General features: G+C 61.2%; 14 protein-coding genes. 12 read left to right on the top strand and 2 right to left on the bottom strand.

Going from position 1 to position 17,680, the window contains the following annotated elements; all coding sequences use genetic code 11:
• The first annotated feature begins 77 nt into the window (after window positions 1–77).
• The 6 genes from ubiG to ABD806_RS01695 all read left to right on the top strand — a co-directional run bounded on the left by ubiG (window position 78) and on the right by ABD806_RS01695 (window position 6,289).
• Window positions 78–779 (top strand): bifunctional 2-polyprenyl-6-hydroxyphenol methylase/3-demethylubiquinol 3-O-methyltransferase UbiG, encoded by a 702-nt coding sequence (gene ubiG / locus ABD806_RS01720; protein ID WP_344954110.1) that lies wholly within the window; start codon window positions 78–80, stop codon window positions 777–779.
• Complete coding sequence (locus ABD806_RS01715; RefSeq protein WP_344954108.1) at window positions 779–1,456, top strand: HAD-IA family hydrolase; 678 nt, start codon at window positions 779–781, stop codon at window positions 1,454–1,456. Before ubiG ends, ABD806_RS01715 begins: the two co-directional genes overlap by 1 nt.
• A 346-nt stretch (window positions 1,457–1,802) precedes the next feature.
• Window positions 1,803–4,082, top strand: coding sequence for a class 1a ribonucleoside-diphosphate reductase subunit alpha (nrdA, locus tag ABD806_RS01710; RefSeq protein WP_344954106.1), 2,280 nt, complete (start codon window positions 1,803–1,805; stop codon window positions 4,080–4,082).
• 203 nt (window positions 4,083–4,285) lie between these two features.
• Window positions 4,286–5,419, top strand: a complete 1,134-nt coding sequence (gene nrdB / locus ABD806_RS01705; RefSeq protein ID WP_344954104.1) for a class Ia ribonucleoside-diphosphate reductase subunit beta — start codon at window positions 4,286–4,288, stop codon at window positions 5,417–5,419.
• Complete coding sequence (yfaE, locus tag ABD806_RS01700) at window positions 5,416–5,688, top strand: class I ribonucleotide reductase maintenance protein YfaE (protein ID WP_344954102.1); 273 nt, start codon at window positions 5,416–5,418, stop codon at window positions 5,686–5,688. Before nrdB ends, yfaE begins: the two co-directional genes overlap by 4 nt.
• Window positions 5,689–5,785: 97 nt before the next feature.
• Complete coding sequence (locus tag ABD806_RS01695; protein WP_344954100.1) at window positions 5,786–6,289, top strand: DUF6482 family protein; 504 nt, start codon at window positions 5,786–5,788, stop codon at window positions 6,287–6,289.
• A gap of 91 nt (window positions 6,290–6,380) precedes the next feature.
• Here ABD806_RS01695 and ppsA read toward each other — a convergent pair whose 3' ends face one another.
• Window positions 6,381–8,762 carry a phosphoenolpyruvate synthase gene (gene ppsA, locus ABD806_RS01690; protein WP_344954098.1) on the bottom strand — a complete coding sequence of 794 codons (2,382 nt, stop codon included), beginning with the start codon at window positions 8,760–8,762 and terminating at the stop codon, window positions 6,381–6,383.
• A 189-nt stretch (window positions 8,763–8,951) separates the two neighbouring features.
• On the opposite strand from ppsA, the gene ppsR reads away from it, so the two are divergent.
• Both ppsR and ABD806_RS01680 read left to right on the top strand, forming a co-directional pair.
• Window positions 8,952–9,764 carry a posphoenolpyruvate synthetase regulatory kinase/phosphorylase PpsR gene (gene ppsR / locus ABD806_RS01685; RefSeq protein WP_344954095.1) on the top strand — a complete coding sequence of 271 codons (813 nt, stop codon included), beginning with the start codon at window positions 8,952–8,954 and terminating at the stop codon, window positions 9,762–9,764.
• A 284-nt stretch (window positions 9,765–10,048) separates the two neighbouring features.
• The gene (locus tag ABD806_RS01680; RefSeq protein ID WP_344954093.1) at window positions 10,049–11,464 is read left to right on the top strand and encodes a uracil-xanthine permease family protein; all 1,416 of its coding nucleotides are present in this window, start codon (window positions 10,049–10,051) and stop codon (window positions 11,462–11,464) included.
• A 92-nt stretch (window positions 11,465–11,556) separates the two neighbouring features.
• Here ABD806_RS01680 and ABD806_RS01675 read toward each other — a convergent pair whose 3' ends face one another.
• A complete protein-coding gene (locus ABD806_RS01675; protein ID WP_344954091.1) occupies window positions 11,557–11,859 on the bottom strand; it encodes a putative quinol monooxygenase in 303 nt (100 codons plus the stop codon).
• A gap of 79 nt (window positions 11,860–11,938) precedes the next feature.
• Here ABD806_RS01675 and ABD806_RS01670 point away from each other — a divergent pair, with 79 nt between their 5' ends.
• From ABD806_RS01670 to ABD806_RS01655, 4 genes are all read left to right on the top strand, one after another.
• A complete protein-coding gene (locus ABD806_RS01670; protein ID WP_344954089.1) occupies window positions 11,939–12,352 on the top strand; it encodes a VOC family protein in 414 nt (137 codons plus the stop codon).
• Window positions 12,353–12,473: 121 nt separating this feature from the next.
• Window positions 12,474–13,514 (top strand): 3-deoxy-7-phosphoheptulonate synthase, encoded by a 1,041-nt coding sequence (locus tag ABD806_RS01665; RefSeq protein ID WP_344954087.1) that lies wholly within the window; start codon window positions 12,474–12,476, stop codon window positions 13,512–13,514.
• Between the two features lie 104 nt (window positions 13,515–13,618).
• Complete coding sequence (locus ABD806_RS01660) at window positions 13,619–14,635, top strand: efflux RND transporter periplasmic adaptor subunit (RefSeq protein WP_344954085.1); 1,017 nt, start codon at window positions 13,619–13,621, stop codon at window positions 14,633–14,635.
• Window positions 14,613–17,663 (top strand): efflux RND transporter permease subunit, encoded by a 3,051-nt coding sequence (locus tag ABD806_RS01655; protein WP_344954083.1) that lies wholly within the window; start codon window positions 14,613–14,615, stop codon window positions 17,661–17,663. Before ABD806_RS01660 ends, ABD806_RS01655 begins: the two co-directional genes overlap by 23 nt.
• Window positions 17,664–17,680 lie beyond the last annotated feature (17 nt).

Below are 17,680 nucleotides of genomic sequence, written 5' to 3'. Positions count from 1 at the left end.
GCAGTCATGCTGGCAGCGAAAAGGGAGTTGGCTATAATGGCCGCTCTTAACTTTGCCAATCGTTTAAGGCGTTGCCCGTGAATGTAGACCAACAGGAAATCGACAAATTCGAGGCCATGGCCTCCCGCTGGTGGGATCTGGAAGGCGACTTCAAGCCCCTGCATAAACTCAACCCGGTGCGCCTGAACTGGATTGCGGACAAGGCCGGCGGCCTGTTTGGCAAACGGACGGTGGACATCGGTTGCGGCGGCGGCATCCTGAGCGAGAGCATGGCCCGGGAAGGTGCCGAGGTCACCGGCGTCGACATGGGCAAAGAGCCGCTGGCGGTCGCCCGCCTGCATGCCCTGGAGATGGGCGTCAGCGTCGATTACCGTCAGACCACCGCCGAACAGCTGGCCGAGCAGCAGCCCGGCCAGTTTGATCTGGTCACCTGCATGGAGATGCTCGAGCACGTGCCCGAGCCCGCCTCGGTAGTACAGGCCTGCGCCGACCTGGCCAAGCCCGGCGCGCCCCTGGTGTTTTCCACCATCAACCGCAACCCCAAGTCCTGGCTGATGATGATCGCCGCCGCCGAGCACCTGTTCAAGATGGTGCCCAAGGGCACCCATGATCACCGCAAATTCATCACCCCCGCCGAATTGTGCCACTATATCGAGCAGGCCGGGCTGGTGGTCCGGGACATCAGCGGTGTGGTCTATCGGCCGCTGTCCGACAGTTTCAAGCTAAGCCCGGATGCGGATGTAAACTATATGGTGTATGCCATCAAACCGGAGCTCTGATGCAGACCAAGGCGGTGTTGTTCGATCTGGACGGCACCCTGCTGGATACCGCAGGGGATATGGGGGCGGCGGCCAATCATGTGATCCAGGGCCTAGGGCTGCCTCCCCTGTCCGATGACATTATCCGCTCAACCACCTCGGACGGCTCCTATGCCCTGCTGCAGGCAGGTATCCATGCGGCACTGATTGAGCAGTTGGGACTCGAGCAACTGCGCCGCCAGATGCTCGACTACTATGCCCTGAACCTGTGCGTCCATACCCGCCCCTATCGGGGCATACCGGCGGTCATCGACTGGCTGGACGCCCGGCGGATCCCCTGGGGCATCGTCACCAATAAGCCGTCCGCCCTGACCTTGCCGCTGCTGGCCAGCCTCCCCCAGTTTGCCCGTTGTGGTGTCACCGTCAGCGCCGATACCCTGCCCCGCAAGAAACCCCACCCCGACCCCTTGTTGTATGCCGCCGACTGCCTGACGGTGGCCCCCGGCCATTGCCTCTATATCGGCGATCATCAACGGGATGTCGAGGCCGGCCGGGCGGCGGGCATGGCCACCGCCGTCGCCGCCTGGGGCTATATCGCCGCGGACGCCGTCCTGCCCCTGTGGCAGGCCGACCATATTATCGACTCGGTCCAGGACTTCGGCCGCTGGCTGGAAGACACATTCGACACCAACTGCTGATGGATCAACCAGGATCTCCATCGACCCGCTTTGGCAAGCCATTTATTTGAAAAAAAGTTTCGACAAGGCCATAAAATCACCGCGGTTTTGTAAGCTCCTCATAGGAAACGCAGTAGCAGTTAGTGAGCACAAACCCCGAAAAGATCCACACAGATTATCCACAGGCGTATGCAGATCCCTCGGCTTGAAAATACCGGGGGCACCCACTATCTTGTAGCCCACCTTCAATACAACAACTAGATGTTGTGCATTCCTCTTAATATTGGACCACAATAATGAGAGGTGAGGCTCGGGCCGCCCATCCGCCCACAGCCCTGCATAACAACAATGGGAGACGGTCCGTTCCATGAATAAACATCTGCTGGTTACCAAACGTAGTGGCGCCAAAGAGCCTATCGACCTGGACAAGATCCATAGGGTGATCACCTGGGCCGCCGAAGGGCTGGACAATGTCTCCGTCTCCCAGGTGGAGTTGCGTTCGCACATCCAGTTTTACGATGGTATCCGCACCGAAGATATTCATGAGACCATCATCAAGGCCGCCGCCGATCTGATCTCCGAGCAGACCCCGGATTATCAGTATCTGGCCGCCCGCCTGGCCGTCTTCCACCTGCGCAAGAAAGCCTACGGCCAGTTTGAGCCGCCTCATTTCCATGACCATGTGGTCAAGCTCACCGAAATGGGCAAGTACGACCAGCACATCCTGGCCGACTACAGCCGCAACGAATTCGAGGCCATGCACGCCCACCTGGATCATGAGCGCGATCTGACTTTCTCCTATGCGGCGGTCAAGCAGCTCGAAGGCAAGTACCTGGTGCAGAACCGGGTGACCGGCGACATCTACGAAAGCCCCCAATTCCTCTACATGCTGGTGGCCGCCTGCCTGTTCTCCAAGTATCCCAAGGACACCCGGCTCGGCTATGTGACCCGCTTCTATGATGCGGTTTCCCAGTTCAAGGTGTCGCTGCCCACGCCCATCATGTCCGGCGTGCGCACCCCGACCCGCCAGTTCAGCTCCTGCGTGCTGATCGAGTGCGGCGACAGCCTGGATTCCATCAATGCCACCTCCGGCGCCATCGTGCGTTATGTATCCCAGCGCGCCGGCATCGGCATCAACGCCGGCCGCATCCGCGCCCTGGGCAGCCCCATCCGTGGCGGCGAGGCCTTCCACACCGGCTGCATCCCCTTCTACAAACACTTCCAGACCGCGGTCAAATGCTGCTCCCAGGGCGGCGTGCGCGGCGGCGCCGCCACCCTCTTCTATCCCATGTGGCACCTGGAAGTGGAATCCCTGCTGGTATTGAAAAACAACCGCGGCGTGGAAGAAAACCGGGTCCGCCATATGGACTACGGCGTGCAGATCAACCGGCTGATGTACCAGCGGCTGATCAAGGGCGGCGACATCACCCTGTTCTCGCCCTCCGACGTGCCCGGCCTGTACGACACCTTCTTCGAAGATCAGGCGAAGTTCGAAGAACTCTACGTCAAGTACGAGCAGGATGACAGCATCCGTAAGCGCACCATCAAGGCCCTGGAGCTGTTCTCTCTGATGATGCAGGAGCGCGCCGGCACCGGCCGTATCTACATCCAGAACGTGGATCACTGCAACACCCACAGCCCGTTCGACCCGGCGGTGGCCCCGGTGCGCCAGAGCAACCTGTGCCTGGAAATCGCCCTGCCCACCAAACCGCTGATGGACATCAACGACGAAAACGGCGAAATCGCGCTCTGTACCCTGTCGGCCTTCAACCTGGGCGCCATCGACAGCCTGGACGAGCTGGAAGAGCTGGCCGAGCTGGCGGTACGCGCCCTCGACGCCTTGCTCGACTATCAGGACTACCCGCTGCTGGCGGCCCACAAGGGCTCCATGAACCGCCGTACCCTGGGGATTGGCGTGATCAACTACGCCTATTACCTGGCCAAGCACGGGGTGAAGTATTCCGACGGCAGCGCCATCGGCCTGACCCACAAGACCTTCGAGGCCATCCAGTACTATCTGCTGAAAGCCTCGGTCAAGCTGGCCCGCGAGTTCGGCCCCTGCCCGGCCTTTAATGAAACCACCTATGCCCAGGGTGTGCTGCCCATCGATACCTACAAGAAGGATCTGGACGCCATCTGCCAGGAACCACTGCACCTGGACTGGGAAGGCCTGCGCGAGCAGATCAAGACGGTGGGCCTGCGCAACAGTACCCTGACCGCGCTGATGCCGTCCGAGACCTCCAGCCAGATCTCCAACGCCACCAACGGCATAGAGCCGCCCCGTGGCCTGGTGTCGGTCAAGGCCTCGAAAGACGGCATCCTCAAGCAGGTGGTACCCGACTATGCCGGGCTGAAGGATCAATACGAACTGCTGTGGAAGATGCCCTCCAACGATGGCTACCTGCAGTTGGTGGGGGTGATGCAGAAATTTGTTGACCAGGCCATTTCCGCCAACACCAACTATGATCCGGCCCGTTTCGAAGGCGGCCGGGTACCGATGAAACAGCTGCTGAAAGACCTGCTCACCGCCTACAAGTTCGGTCTCAAGACCCTGTATTACCATAACACCCGTGATGGTGCCGCAGACGCCCAGAACGATATGCAGGAAGAAGACGACGGCTGTGCCGGCGGCGCCTGTAAAATTTAAGTCATGATGGCGGGGGGAACCCCGCCTTGATGCGTAATGCCCGTCAGCCAAGTGCTATCGGGAAAAGAGAACCCCATGCCAACACGCAGCAAGTACATCCATGTATGCTCGGCGACGGCATCCCTGCCGTCGACGGTTGGCCTGGGGCCCCTCTTATCCCTCTTTTCTGGCTAGCATTACGCCTTATGCGCGGAATAATAGAAATGTCTTACACTACTTTCAGTCAAGTTCAGAACGATCATATGAAAGAGCCCATGTTCCTCGGCAATCCGGTGAACGTGGCGCGTTATGATCTGCAAAAATACGATATCTTCGAGAAACTGATCGAGAAGCAGCTGTCTTTCTTCTGGCGCCCGGAAGAGGTGGACGTGTCCCAGGACCGGATCGACTACCAGGCCCTGCCCGAGCACGAGAAGCATATCTTCATCAGCAACCTCAAGTATCAGACCCTGCTGGATTCCATCCAGGGCCGCAGCCCCAACGTGGCCCTGCTGCCGCTGGTGTCGATCCCCGAGCTGGAAACCTGGATTGAAACCTGGGCGTTTTCCGAGACCATCCACTCGCGCTCCTACACCCATATCATCCGCAATATCGTCAATAACCCGGCCACCGTGTTCGACGATATCGTGGCCAACGAGCATATCCTCAAGCGGGCGCGGGACATCGCCGGCTACTACGACGAACTGATCGAATACACCAACTTCTACCACCTGTACGGGGAAGGCGAGCACGAGATCAAGGGCCGTAAGGTCACCGTCAACCGCTACGAGCTGAAGAAGAAGCTCTACCTATGCCTGATGTGCGTCAATGCCCTGGAGGCGATCCGCTTCTATGTGAGCTTCGCCTGCTCCTTCGCCTTCGCCGAGCGTGAGCTGATGGAAGGCAACGCCAAGATCATCAAGCTGATCGCCCGCGACGAAGCCCTGCACCTGACCGGCACCCAGCATATGCTCAACATCCTGCGCGCCGGCGAGGACGACCCCGAAATGGCCCAGGTGGCCAAAGACTGCGAGCAGCAGTGCTTCGAGCTGTTCAGGGATGCCGCCATCCAGGAGAAGGAATGGGCCGAATACCTGTTCAAGGACGGCTCCATGATCGGCCTGAACAAGGACATCCTGTGCCAGTACGTGGAATACATCACCAACCTGCGCATGCAGGCGGTGGGCCTGGCCCCGGCCTTTGACGGCGCCAAGCAGAACCCCATTCCCTGGATCAACGCCTGGCTGTCGTCCGACAACGTGCAGGTGGCCCCCCAGGAAGTGGAGGTCAGCTCCTACCTGGTCGGCCAGATCGACTCCCAGATGAGCCATGACGATCTGGGTGACTTCGAGCTGTGAGCCGCATCCACACCCGGCACGCCAGCTTTACCCTTCGAGCGGGGGAAACCCTGCTCGACGGGCTTGAGCGCACCGGCCACGAGGTGGAATACCAGTGCCGCAGCGGCTACTGCGGCTCCTGCCGCACCCCTCTGCTGGCAGGAAAAGTGTGCTACCAGGAGGTCCCCCTGGCCTGCGTGGCCAAGGACGAAATCCTACCCTGCTGCTGCCGCCCGGTCGGCGACATCACCCTGGACATAGAGGCCGAGCCGGTAAAGAAACAGGCTTAAGTAGGCCCGCTATTGCTACCCTGCCTGGAGAGCACCCCTCTCACCAAACAAATAAGACAGTAGTCAGGAACCGAGAAGCAGACCCTCTGCGCCAGGGATGGCGCAGCGGAGCCCCCATGGAGGGTTTACGGCGTGTCTGTGCTTGGGATCTGACTGCTGTTGTAGAATCAAGCCTCGTTCTTTATTTAATCGGCCCTGCGAGCTACCTCAACGACAGCACCCTGACCGTATCGCCGCGGAGCCGGCCACCGGTGCAGCCTCCGCCGCCTGCCGGCTGACTATACTCTGTATAGGTGTGTTGATCTGGATGATCACCGGTTTCGTTCACATTCGGCACAACCCCGGAGGCAATATGAATCTGTTTATTGAGTCTATTGAGGGCGGCACCTATCTCGCAACCATGGTCGAGGGGCAAGATAAAAAACTGGTCAGGGATAAACACAACCATCCCCGGGCCTTTCATTGTCTGAATGAAATCAAGGAACACTTTTCACACGAGACATTTGACGAAGTGTGGCTGAAACAAGCCACGCCCTACGACGAAATGTGTGGCCTGGACAACAATCAGGAAAAACTGGAAATGATCGTCGACTGGCATTAGTTCCGCCGGCTGACAGCCACAGAGAGTTGAAAAACAACAAGGGCGCCCGCGGGCGCCCTTGTTCAGCTCTTTATTTAACCGGCCTGCCGGCTTATTCCTTTTCGCCGAACTGCTTGGCCAGGTACAGCCAGGTGTCGACCACGGTATCCGGGTTGAGGGAGACCGAGTCGATGCCCTGCTCCACCAGCCAGGCGGCGAAGTCGGCGTGGTCGGACGGGCCCTGACCACAGATGCCCACATACTTGCCGGCCTTGCGGGCGGCCTGGATGGCCATCGACAGCAGCGCCTTGACCGCGTCGTCGCGCTCGTCGAAGGAGCCGGCCACCAGGCCGGAGTCCCGATCCAGGCCCAGGGTCAGCTGGGTCATGTCGTTGGAGCCGATGGAGAAGCCGTCGAAGTAAGACAGGAACTTGTCGGCCAGCAGGGCGTTGGACGGCAGTTCGCACATCATGATCACCTTCAGGCCGGCTTCGCCGCGCTTGAGGCCGTTCTCCGCCAGGATGTCGATAACAGAGGCCGCTTCGGACAGGGTACGCACGAAGGGGATCATGATTTCGACGTTGGTCAGGCCCATGTCATTACGCACCCGCTTGACCGCCTCGCATTCCATGGCGAAACAGGCACGGAAGTCGTCGGAGATATAGCGGGAGGCGCCGCGGAAGCCCAGCATGGGGTTTTCTTCGTCCGGCTCGTAGGCGTCGCCGCCCATCAGGTTGGCGTATTCGTTCGACTTGAAGTCAGACAGGCGCACGATCACCCGCTCCGGCCAGAAGGCGGCGGCCAGGGTGGCGATGCCCTCGGTCAGCTTGCCGACGAAGAACTCGCGCGGGCTGTCGTAACCGGCGATCTGCTCGTCGATCTTCATCTTCAGCTCGGGGCTCTGCTGGTCGTAGTCCAGCAGCGCCTTGGGGTGCACACCGATCATGCGGTTGATGATGAACTCCAGGCGCGCCAGGCCCACGCCCGCGTTGGGCAGCTGGGCAAAGTCGAAGGCCCGATCCGGGTTACCCACGTTCATCATCACCTTGACCGGTGATACCGGCATGGAGCCGACTTCGGAGGTGGACACATTGAAGTCCAGTTTGCCCTGGTAGATAAAGCCGGTATCCCCCTCGGCACAGGACACGGTCACTTCCTGGCCGGTCTGGATGCGGTCGGTGGCGTCGCCACAGCCGACCACGGCGGGAATCCCCAGCTCGCGGGCGATGATGGCGGCGTGACAGGTACGGCCGCCACGGTTGGTGACGATGGCCGCGGCCCGTTTCATGATCGGCTCCCAGTCCGGATCGGTCATGTCGGTGACCAGCACGTCGCCGGCCTTGATTTCGTCCATTTGTTCTATGCTGGCGATGACCTTGGCGGCACCGGCGCCGATCTTCTGGCCGATGGCCCGGCCTTCGGCGATCACTTCGCCCTTCTGGCTGAGCGCGAAACGCTCCAGCACATTGGCGTCCTGGCGGCTGCGCACGGTTTCGGGGCGGGCCTGTACGATATACAGCTGGCCGTCGGCACCGTCCTTGGCCCACTCGATGTCCATCGGGCGGCCGTAATGCTGTTCGATGATCATCGCCTGCTTAGCGAGTTCCATCACTTCATCGTTGGTGAGCGAGAAGCTGCGACGCTCGCTCAGGCTGGTTTCCTTGATGTCGACCTGCTTGCCCAGCTCGACGCCCTCGGCGTAGATCATCTTCTGCAGTTTGGAGCCCAGGGTCTTGCGCACCACCGCCGGACGACCGGCACTGAGGGTCGGCTTGTGCACATAGAATTCGTCCGGGTTGACCGCACCCTGTACCACCATCTCGCCCAGGCCCCAGGAGGAGGTAATGAACACCACCTGATCGAAGCCGGATTCGGTGTCCAGGGTGAACATCACGCCGGAGGCGGCGATGTCGGAGCGCACCATGCGCTGGATACCGGCGGACAGCGCCACGCCGCGATGGTCATAGCCCTGGTGCACCCGGTAGGAGATGGCCCTGTCGTTGAACAGCGAGGCGAATACGTGCTTGATGGCTACCATCACCGCGTCCAGGCCGCGCACGTTGAGGAAGGTTTCCTGCTGGCCGGCGAACGAGGCGTCGGGCATGTCTTCGGCGGTGGCGGAAGAGCGCACGGCGAACGAGGCCTGATCACCGGCCTCGCCAGCCAGCTGCTGATAGGCGTCGGCGATGGCCTGCTCCAGTTCGGGCAGGAAGGGGGTGTCGATCACCCACTGGCGAATGGTGCGACCGGCTTCGCCCAGGGCCGCGATATCGTCCACATTCAGGCTGTCGAGCAACGTATGAATGCGATCGTTGAGGCCGCTTTGCTCAAGAAATTCGTTGAAAGCATGGGCCGTGGTGGCGAAGCCACCGGGCACGGACACACCGGCACCGGCCAGTTGGCTGATCATTTCGCCCAAGGAGGCATTCTTGCCACCCACCCGGTCCACATCATGCATACCGAGCTGTTCGTACCAAATCACATTATCCTGCACTGCGACGTCTCCATTAGTTAGCCGAGGGTTCCGTTCAATCTTACTGCGAAAATGCACATGCCTGGTTTAACTCGTTTTATTATTTACGTTCGCTTATGGGCGCATGCACGGGATGATTCTACAATGGCGTCAAAAAGCGGGTAAACGTTTTACCCAAGGCAAATGTTAAAAGTGAGACTTGGAGGTCCCATGCACACGGTTTTTTATGTATCTGATGGGACGGCGATCACAGCCGAGGTATTCGGCCATGCGGTGTTGAGCCAGTTTCCCCTGCCTTTCGAGCAGTTCAGCGTGCCCTTTGTCGAAGACAAGGAAAAGGCGCTGGCGGTCAGGGAGCGTATCAACCACAGCTTCCATCAAAGCGGCAAACAGCCACTGGTGTTCCACACCATAGTGGACGACAAGGTGCGCCATATCATCACCGACAGCGACGCCATGTGTTACGACTTCCTCAATACCTTCGTCGCCCCCATAGAACAGCAGCTGGGAGTCAAGGCCGAGCCACGCACCCACAGGACCCACGGCATGGACAACCGCCAGCATTACGATGCCCGTATCGATGCGGTCAACTATGCCCTGGACAACGATGACGGCGTCAACACCAAGGAATACGACGAGGCGGACATCATACTGGTGGGCGTGTCCCGCTGCGGCAAGACCCCCACCAGCCTGTACCTGGCCCTGCAGTTCGGCATCCGGGTCGCCAACTATCCCTTTATCGATCAGGACATGAAGCACCTGACCCTGCCGCCCATGCTCAAGGCCAACCGCCACAAGCTGTTCGGCCTGACCATAGACGCCAACCGGCTGCAGGAAATTCGCCAGCGTCGACGCGCCGACAGTCGCTATGCGGATCCGGAGCAGTGCCGCTACGAGCTGAACCAGATAGAGCGCTTGTTCCGCATGGAGGCCATTCCCTTTATCGACACCACCTTCCATTCGGTCGAGGAAATCTCGGTCAAGATCCTGGAGCGTGCCGGTATCCGCCGACGTATTTTCTGATGCCGGTATGGCCAGGCCATCTCTGCCTGGCCCTTTCCTTGCCCCACAGTCGGCCCTGTTCTCGCCAATTTTTCCCCTTATTGCTCAACCTTTTGTGCCACTCACAAGAACAACACATTAATTTTTTGTTTACAGAAATGTATACACTAATAGATAATACATCGCATCAATTTACACTTAACATAGATACAACAGCAGAACAACACAGCTGATGCGCCAATCCGCAACCAGCTTAATATGGACCGAAGAAGCCAACGACAAAAGATCATCAGGGACTCGTCTTTATGAAAACCACCAACCAGAACAAATCGGTATTCGATTTTTATGGAAAACCCTCACTGGGCAAGGCCTTGCCGCTGTCTTTTCAACACATACTCGCCATGATCATGGGTGCCGTCACGCCGCCCCTTATCGTCGCCGGGGTGTCCGGTGCCAATGCCTATGAGACGATGTTATTGATCCAGGTCGCCCTGCTGTTTTCGGGGATATCCACCCTGCTGCAACTCTACCCCGTCGGCAAGCTGGGCGCCGGCCTGCCGACCATCTTCGGCGTCGGCTTCGCCTATGTACCGACCCTGATCGCCATCGGCAGCGTGTATGGTGTCCCCGGCATCCTGGGCGCCCAGATAGCCGGTGGTATCGCCATGATAGTGGTCGGTGTGTTTATCAAGCAGATCCGCCACCTGTTTCCCCCGGTGGTAGCCGGCACAGTGGTGCTGGTGATCGGCCTGTCCCTTTATGATATCGCCATCAAATACATGGCCGGCAGCGGTAATATCAATGCCGCCGGGTTCGGCAGCGGTGAAAACTGGCTGGTGGGCCTGACCACCCTGGCCGTGGTGCTGTGCTGCTCGCAGTTTGCCAAGGGCTATCTGCGCCTGGCCGCCATCATCTGCGGCATCGTGGTCGGCTATGTGATGGCCTTCCTGTTCGGCATGGTCGACTTCTCCAAGCTGGCCGACGCCCCCTGGCTGCTGCTGCCCACCCCCTTTGCCCTGGGCATCGAGTTTCATGCCACGGCCATCATCTCCATGGTGGTGATCTGCGTGGTCAACTCGGTACAGACCATCGGCGATCTGTCGGCCACCACGGTCGGCGGCATGAACCGCGAGCTGGCAGACAAGGAGCTGTCCGGCGGCCTGCTGGGCAATGGGGTCTGCACCCTGGTCGGCTCCCTGTTCGGTGCGCTGCCGACCGCCTCGTTCAGCCAGAATGTGGGCATCGTCGCCATGACCAAGGTGATCAGCCGCTATGTGCTGGGTGTGGCCGCGGTATTCCTGATCCTGGCCGGCTTTATGCCTAAATTCGGTGCCCTGATGACCACCATCCCCTATCCGGTTCTGGGCGGCGCCACCATCATCGTATTCGGCATGATCACCATGACCGGTATCCAGCTGCTGATCAAAGACGAGCTGTCTTCCAGAAACGTCACCATAGTGGCCCTGTCGCTGGCACTGGCCATGGGCATCAAGGCGGTACCCGAGGCGATCGGCCAACTGCCGGATACCCTGAACATGCTGGTCAGCTCACCGGTCATCGTGGCCGCCGTGGTGGCCTTTACCCTCAACATGATGCTGCCGAAGAAGACGCTGTTGGACGAAGCCCGGGAGCGGGAGCAGATTGAACAGGAAATGAACGGCGACGACGAAAAGAAAGCGGCTTATCAGAACAAGGCCGTAGAGATGGAAGCCACTAACTAATCGGCAGCCAACCCCGTCGACACCACAAAAAGCCGGTCCCATGACCGGCTTTTTGCGATAAAAGCTGTTCTAACTACACAAAAAACGGCCAGTTACCGCCCCGGATTGACCGCCAGCATCTCGGCCCTGATCACCGACTGCTCGGCGATCAGTGGGTTCACCACTGCCCGGCTGCGCTGGTAATGGGGGGTTTCCTTATGAGCGGCCAGCGCCGCTTCATCCTCGTAGACTTCATACAGATAAAACAACTCGGGATCGGCCTTATCCTGCAGCACATCAAACACATGACAGCCCGGCTCATCCCGTACCGAGGCCGCCGCGTTTTCCAGCATGGTCGGCAGAAACTGCTCCCGGGTACCGGCCTTGAGCTTGGTTTTGACAATAATCGAATACAAGGTAGACTCCTTAAGAAATGTTCTAAAAAACATAAAAAATAGTACACAATATTACCAACAAATGCACAAGGAGCCTCCCATGGAAAGACCCGGACGTTTAAATGGCATGCGCCATATCGCCTTTGTGATGCCCAACCTGGAAGAATGTGAACGCTTCTATGTCGACATCCTGGGGATGACGGTACTGAACCGGGCCAGCAAAAACCTGGTTTACCTGACCTGCGGCAACGACAACCTGTCCCTCGGCCGCGGTGAAGCGGCGGCCAGCGGCGTACAGCGTATGGATCACTTCGGTTTCGTGGTCGACACCAAGGAGGAACTGGATGCCTGGTACCGCTATTTCCAGAGCAAGGGCGTGCCCCTGCTCGATAGCCCCTTCGACCACAGCGACGGCGCCCGCAGCTTCCACATCACGGATCCCGCCGGCAATGTGATCCAGCCCATCTATCACCCGGCCATCTCCGGGCAGCGGTTCAGCAAACCCGGTCAGTAACCCCCCTTGATGCCCCCGCCCGATGATAATAACGCCGGCAGGTTTTCAGCCTGCCGGCTTTCCGTTATGGTAGTGACATAGTGCGCCCTGCACACCAACTTTCTATATTTCCGAGAACACTATGTCGATACATACAGACGAATTAAGAAGCCGCCGCCTGGACAGCCTGATCACGCCCAAAGCATTAAGCCAGGCGTATCCCCTGACCGACGCCATGGCCGAGACCGTGCTCCAGGCACGGGCCGAGATAGAGGCCATCCTCAAGGGCGAAGATCCCCGCCTGCTGGTGATCATCGGGCCCTGCTCGGTGCACGACACCGAGGCCGCCCTGGCCTATGCCGAGCGGCTGAACACCCTGCGTCTGCGCTATCGGGACCGGCTGTGCATCGTCATGCGCAGCTATTTTGAAAAACCGCGCACCATCGTCGGCTGGAAGGGGCTGATCAACGACCCGCACCTAGACGGCAGTTTCGATGTCAACACCGGCCTGCGCCTGGCCCGCAAGCTGCTGTGCGATATCAATGCCCTGGGGGTGCCCACCGCCACCGAGTTCCTGGATATGGTGACCGGACAGTATATTGCCGATCTGATCAGCTGGGGGGCCATCGGTGCCCGCACCACCGAATCCCAGGTGCACCGGGAAATGGCCTCGGCCCTCTCCTGCCCGGTCGGCTTCAAGAACGGCACCGACGGTAATATCCAGATCGCTCTGGATGCGGTGCGCGCCGCCAGCTACGGCCACATCTTCTGCTCCCCCGATAAAGACGGCCAGATGACCATCTACCAGACCCAGGGCAACCCCTTCGGCCACCTGATCCTGCGCGGTGGCAAGGCTCCTAACTATGACGCCGACAGCATCGGTCTGGCCGCCGAGGGCTTAAGCCAGGCCGGCCTGACCCCGCGGCTGATCGTGGATTTGAGTCACGGCAACAGCCTCAAGCAGCACAGCCGCCAGCTGTTGGTGGCCGAGGATATCTGCCGGCAACTCAAGCAGGGCAGCCGGCATATCGCCGGGGTGATGGCCGAAAGCTTTATCATCGAAGGCAACCAGCAGGTGGTGGACGGCAAGGCCGCCGTGTTCGGCCAGAGCATCACCGATGCCTGCCTGGGCTGGGGCGACAGCGAACGCCTGCTGGCCATGCTGTATCAGGCACTCGCTTAATTGATCACGGGCCCCTCCATGGCCTGATGAAGCTCCCCCAGGCCTCATCGGCGGCCAGCTTTCCTCTATGCTTGTGGTAATCCATCCACAAGCAGGAGAAATGGATGAAAGCACTCCCCGGCGCGCTGCTGCTGCTGGCCTGCCCAGTACTGGCGCAGGTACCGGTCAGGGTCGCGCCGCTGTCCGCCCTGACCCAGCCTCAGCGACAGGACGCACCGGCCAGGGTGGTCAATGAACAGCAACCCCTGCTGGCTGCCCGCATATCCGGAGAAGTCATCCGAGTCCTGGTCCGGGTCGGTGACCGGGTCGCGCAAGGGGAGCTGTTGCTCGAGCTGGACTGCCAGGATCAACAGCTGAGCCACCGGCAACAGGCCGCCGCCCTCGAGCAGCTGCAGGCCCGCCATCCACTGCTGGCCCGGCGGCTGTCCCGCGCCCGCGCCCTGCACGGCCAAAACAACCTGTCCGAGGAGGCATTGGATCAGCGCCGCAGCGAGCTGGCGGTGCTCAACGCCGATATCAAGGCCGGCCGGGCCGCCCTGGCCAGGGCCGAGCTGGATGCCGAACGCTGCCGTATTGCGGCCCCCTTCGACGCCATCATACTGGAACGGCTGAGCGCCACCGGCACTCTGGTGCAGGCCGGTACCCCCCTGTTCCGGCTGCAGCAGGAACAGGGCGCCGAGCTGAGCGTACTGCTGGCCCCCGCGCGGGTGGCCCGGATTACCGAGGCCGAGCGCCTCTGGTTTGAGTTTGCCGGTCAGGTATATCCGGTCCGGCTGCGCCGGGTGGTCGGCCATATCAACGCCGGCCGCACCCAGGAGCTGCGCCTCGGCTTTACCCAACACAGCCCCCTCACCGGCGCCACCGGGATCCTGGTCTGGCAGGCTGCCGAGCCACTGTTGCCAGCCAATTTACTGGTCAGGCGCGGTGACCGGCTGGGCGTTATGGTGCTGGAACAGGAGCGGGCCCGCTTCGTGCCGCTGCCGGATGCCATCGAGGGTCAGGCCAGTGCCATCGCCCTGCCGGCCGCCACCCGGGTGATCATCGAAGGGCAGTTTACCGTGGTCGACGGCGACCCGGTCCGGGTCGAGGACAGCCGGGATGATACGACGCCTGCTCACTAATCATGTGCTGGCCAACCTGAGCTTCCTGCTGGTGCTGGTGGTGGGAGCCATCGGCTATTGGCAACTGCCGCGCCAGCAGGATCCCACCATCAACTTCAACTGGCTGGCGATTACCACCGCCCTACCCGGAGCCGCCGCCGAAGATGTGGAGCGTCAGGTCACCAACCCGCTGGAAGACGCCCTGCGGGCCATACCCGACACCATGTTCGTCTCTTCCAACAGCCGGGAAAATGTCTCCAGCCTGCTGATCCGCTTCAAGGACATCGACAGCCGTACCTTCGACAAGCACGTCCAGAGCGTACGCCGGGAGCTGAGCAACGCCGAAGACGAGCTGCCCGAGCTGGCCTCCTCCCCCTTTGTGCTGGAGATCACCTCGGCCAACGCCTTTCCCACCGTCACCCTGGCGGTGGTCGGCACCGCCAACGACGAAAACCTGCGCCGGCAGGCGTTTGCCATCCGCCAGGATCTGGAACTCCTCCATGGGGTGGACAGGGTCGATCCCATCGGGCTGCTCAGGCCCGAGCTGCAGGTACGCTTCGACCCCGCGCGGCTGGCGGGCCAGGGGCTGTCGCCGGTGCAGCTGGCCGATGCGGTGGCGCTCTGGTTCAGGGATATCGCCGCCGGCCGGGTGTCGGTCGAGGATCAGGCCTGGCTGGTGCGGCTGATCGGCCGGGAGCCCGACGCCGATGCCCTCAAGCAACTGCCGCTGGTTGGCCCGGCTGAGCATATCCGCCTGGCGGATCTGGCCGAGGTGCGGCAGGCACGGCGCGACCCCCGTCAGCTGGCCAGGGTGAACGGCCGGCCGGCGGTGCTGATGTCGGTGATGAAACAGGGGGACGCCAATACCCTGGCGTTGGTGGCGCGCATCCAGGACTACCTGCACGGCCGCAACCGGCTCGGTAACCAGACCGGGGTCGAACTGATCCTGGTCGACGATCAAACCATCCCGACCCGCAATGCCATCCGGGTGATGCAGACCAATGCCCTGATCGGCCTGACCCTGGTGCTGCTGGTCGCCTGGCTGTTTCTGGGCTTTCGTATCGGCCTGCTCACCGCCATCGGCATTCCCTTTATCCTCGCCGGCACCTTCCTGGTGCTCTGGGCCGCCGGTGAAACCCTGAACGTGGTGGTGCTGCTGGGGGTGGTGATCGTGTTGGGCATGCTGGTGGACGACGCCGTGGTGGTGGTCGAGTCGATCTATTACCGCCTCAACCGGGGCTCCCCACCCCTGGATGCCTGCCTGGGGGCCATGGCCGAAGTGGGCCGCCCCGTGGTCAGCGCCGTGCTCACCACCATGGCGGCCTTCCTGCCGCTGATGCTGCTGCCCGGCATCCTCGGCCAGTTTATGAAGGTGATCCCCATGGTGGTCTGCCTGGCCCTGGCCATTTCGCTGCTGGAGGCTTTCTGGATGCTGCCCGCCCATGTGCTGGCGGCCCGGGTCCGCTTTCGCCGGCACAGCCGGGGCGCGCGTTTTCGCCGCCGGATGGGTCGCCGGCTGCAACAACTGTATCTGCGTTATCTGCTCAAGGCCATGCGCCGTCCCTGGCTAACCTTTGGCCTGATCGGCAGCCTGTTTCTCGCCGCCCTGCTGTCCCTGGCCATGGGACTGATCCGCATGGACTTTTTTGCCTCGGATCCCCTGCGCCTGTTCTACATCACCCTGGAAATGCCCGCCCATACCCGGGTGCAGGACACCCAAGCCAAGGTACAGCAGCTGGAGCGGATAGTACGGGCCCACCTGAACCCCGACGACATCCGCGCCATCGCCGGCTACGGCGGCCAGAAGTTTACCGATCGGGAACCCTTGTTCGGCGACCACTACGGTCAGCTGCTGGTGGGGCTCACACCCAAACGACAGGGTGGCAAGGAAGTGGCCGAGATAGTCGAGCGGCTGCGCCAACCCGTCGCGAGCCTGCCCGGGCCCCTGAACCTGTCCTTCCTGACCCTGGCCGGCGGCCCGCCTGTCTCCCGCCCGATCAGCATCAAGGTGCGCGGCAACGAGGTGGCCGAGGTGACCCGGGCCGCCCAGGCACTGCAAACACTGTTGGCCGATATTGACGGTGTGACCGATATCGACAATGACGCCGGTGGCGGCCGCATGGCGCTGACCCTGAGCCCCGATTATGAGGCGATAATCCAGGCCGGTCTGGACCCGCTGCAGGTGTTGCGCACCCTTAACCTGCTGGTGGATGGCGAGCTGGTGGCGGATATCCAGCACCAGGGGCAGAAGCTGGAAGTCAGGGTGCAGGCCAAAGACCGCCCGCTGACGGATATCGAGCAGCTGCTGGCCTTTCAGTTACCGGGCCCCGCGGGACCCGCGCCGCTGAGCCAGCTGGTGCACGCCGAACGCCGCCAGAGCCAGGCCAATATCCGCCATTATAATTTCCGCCGGGCGATCACGGTGGAGGCCTCGCTCGCCGAGGGCGGCCCCGATACCCTGGCGGCCAACCGGCTGATCCGGGAGCGCTGGGACCGGCAATATCAGGCCAGGTTCGCCAATATCGACCTGGACTTCTCCGGCGAGCTGGACGACATACAGCAAAGCCTGGACGCCATGGGACGGCTGTTCCTGCTGGGGGTGGGCGTCATGTACCTGATTTTGGGCACCCAGTTCAACAGCTATTTTCAGCCGCTGCTGATCCTGACCACGGTGCCCATGGCCTTTACCGGGGTGGTATTCGGCCTGTTGCTGAGCAATAACCCGCTCAGCCTCTATACCCTGTACGGGGTGGTGGCCCTGGCCGGTATCGCGGTCAATTCGGCCATCGTGCTGATCTCCGCCGCCAACCAGCGCCGCCAAGCGGGCATGGGTCTGCTCCACGCCACCCTGTTCGCCGCCCGGCGGCGGCTGATCCCGATTTTAATCACCTCGCTGACCACCATCGCCGGGCTGTTCTCCCTGGCTACCGGGCTGGCCGGCCATTCGTTGATCTGGGGGCCAGTCGCCACCGCCATCGTCTGGGGGCTGACGGTGTCCACCCTGCTCACCCTGTTCGCCATTCCCCTGCTGTACCGGCAGTTTAATTAATGTTGCCGGGCAACAGA

It is taken from the genome of Zobellella aerophila, assembly GCF_039539325.1.
In the GTDB taxonomy this organism is placed as follows: Bacteria; Pseudomonadota; Gammaproteobacteria; order Enterobacterales; family Aeromonadaceae; genus Oceanimonas; species Oceanimonas aerophila.
This window is presented reverse-complemented; position numbering and strand designations above follow the sequence as displayed.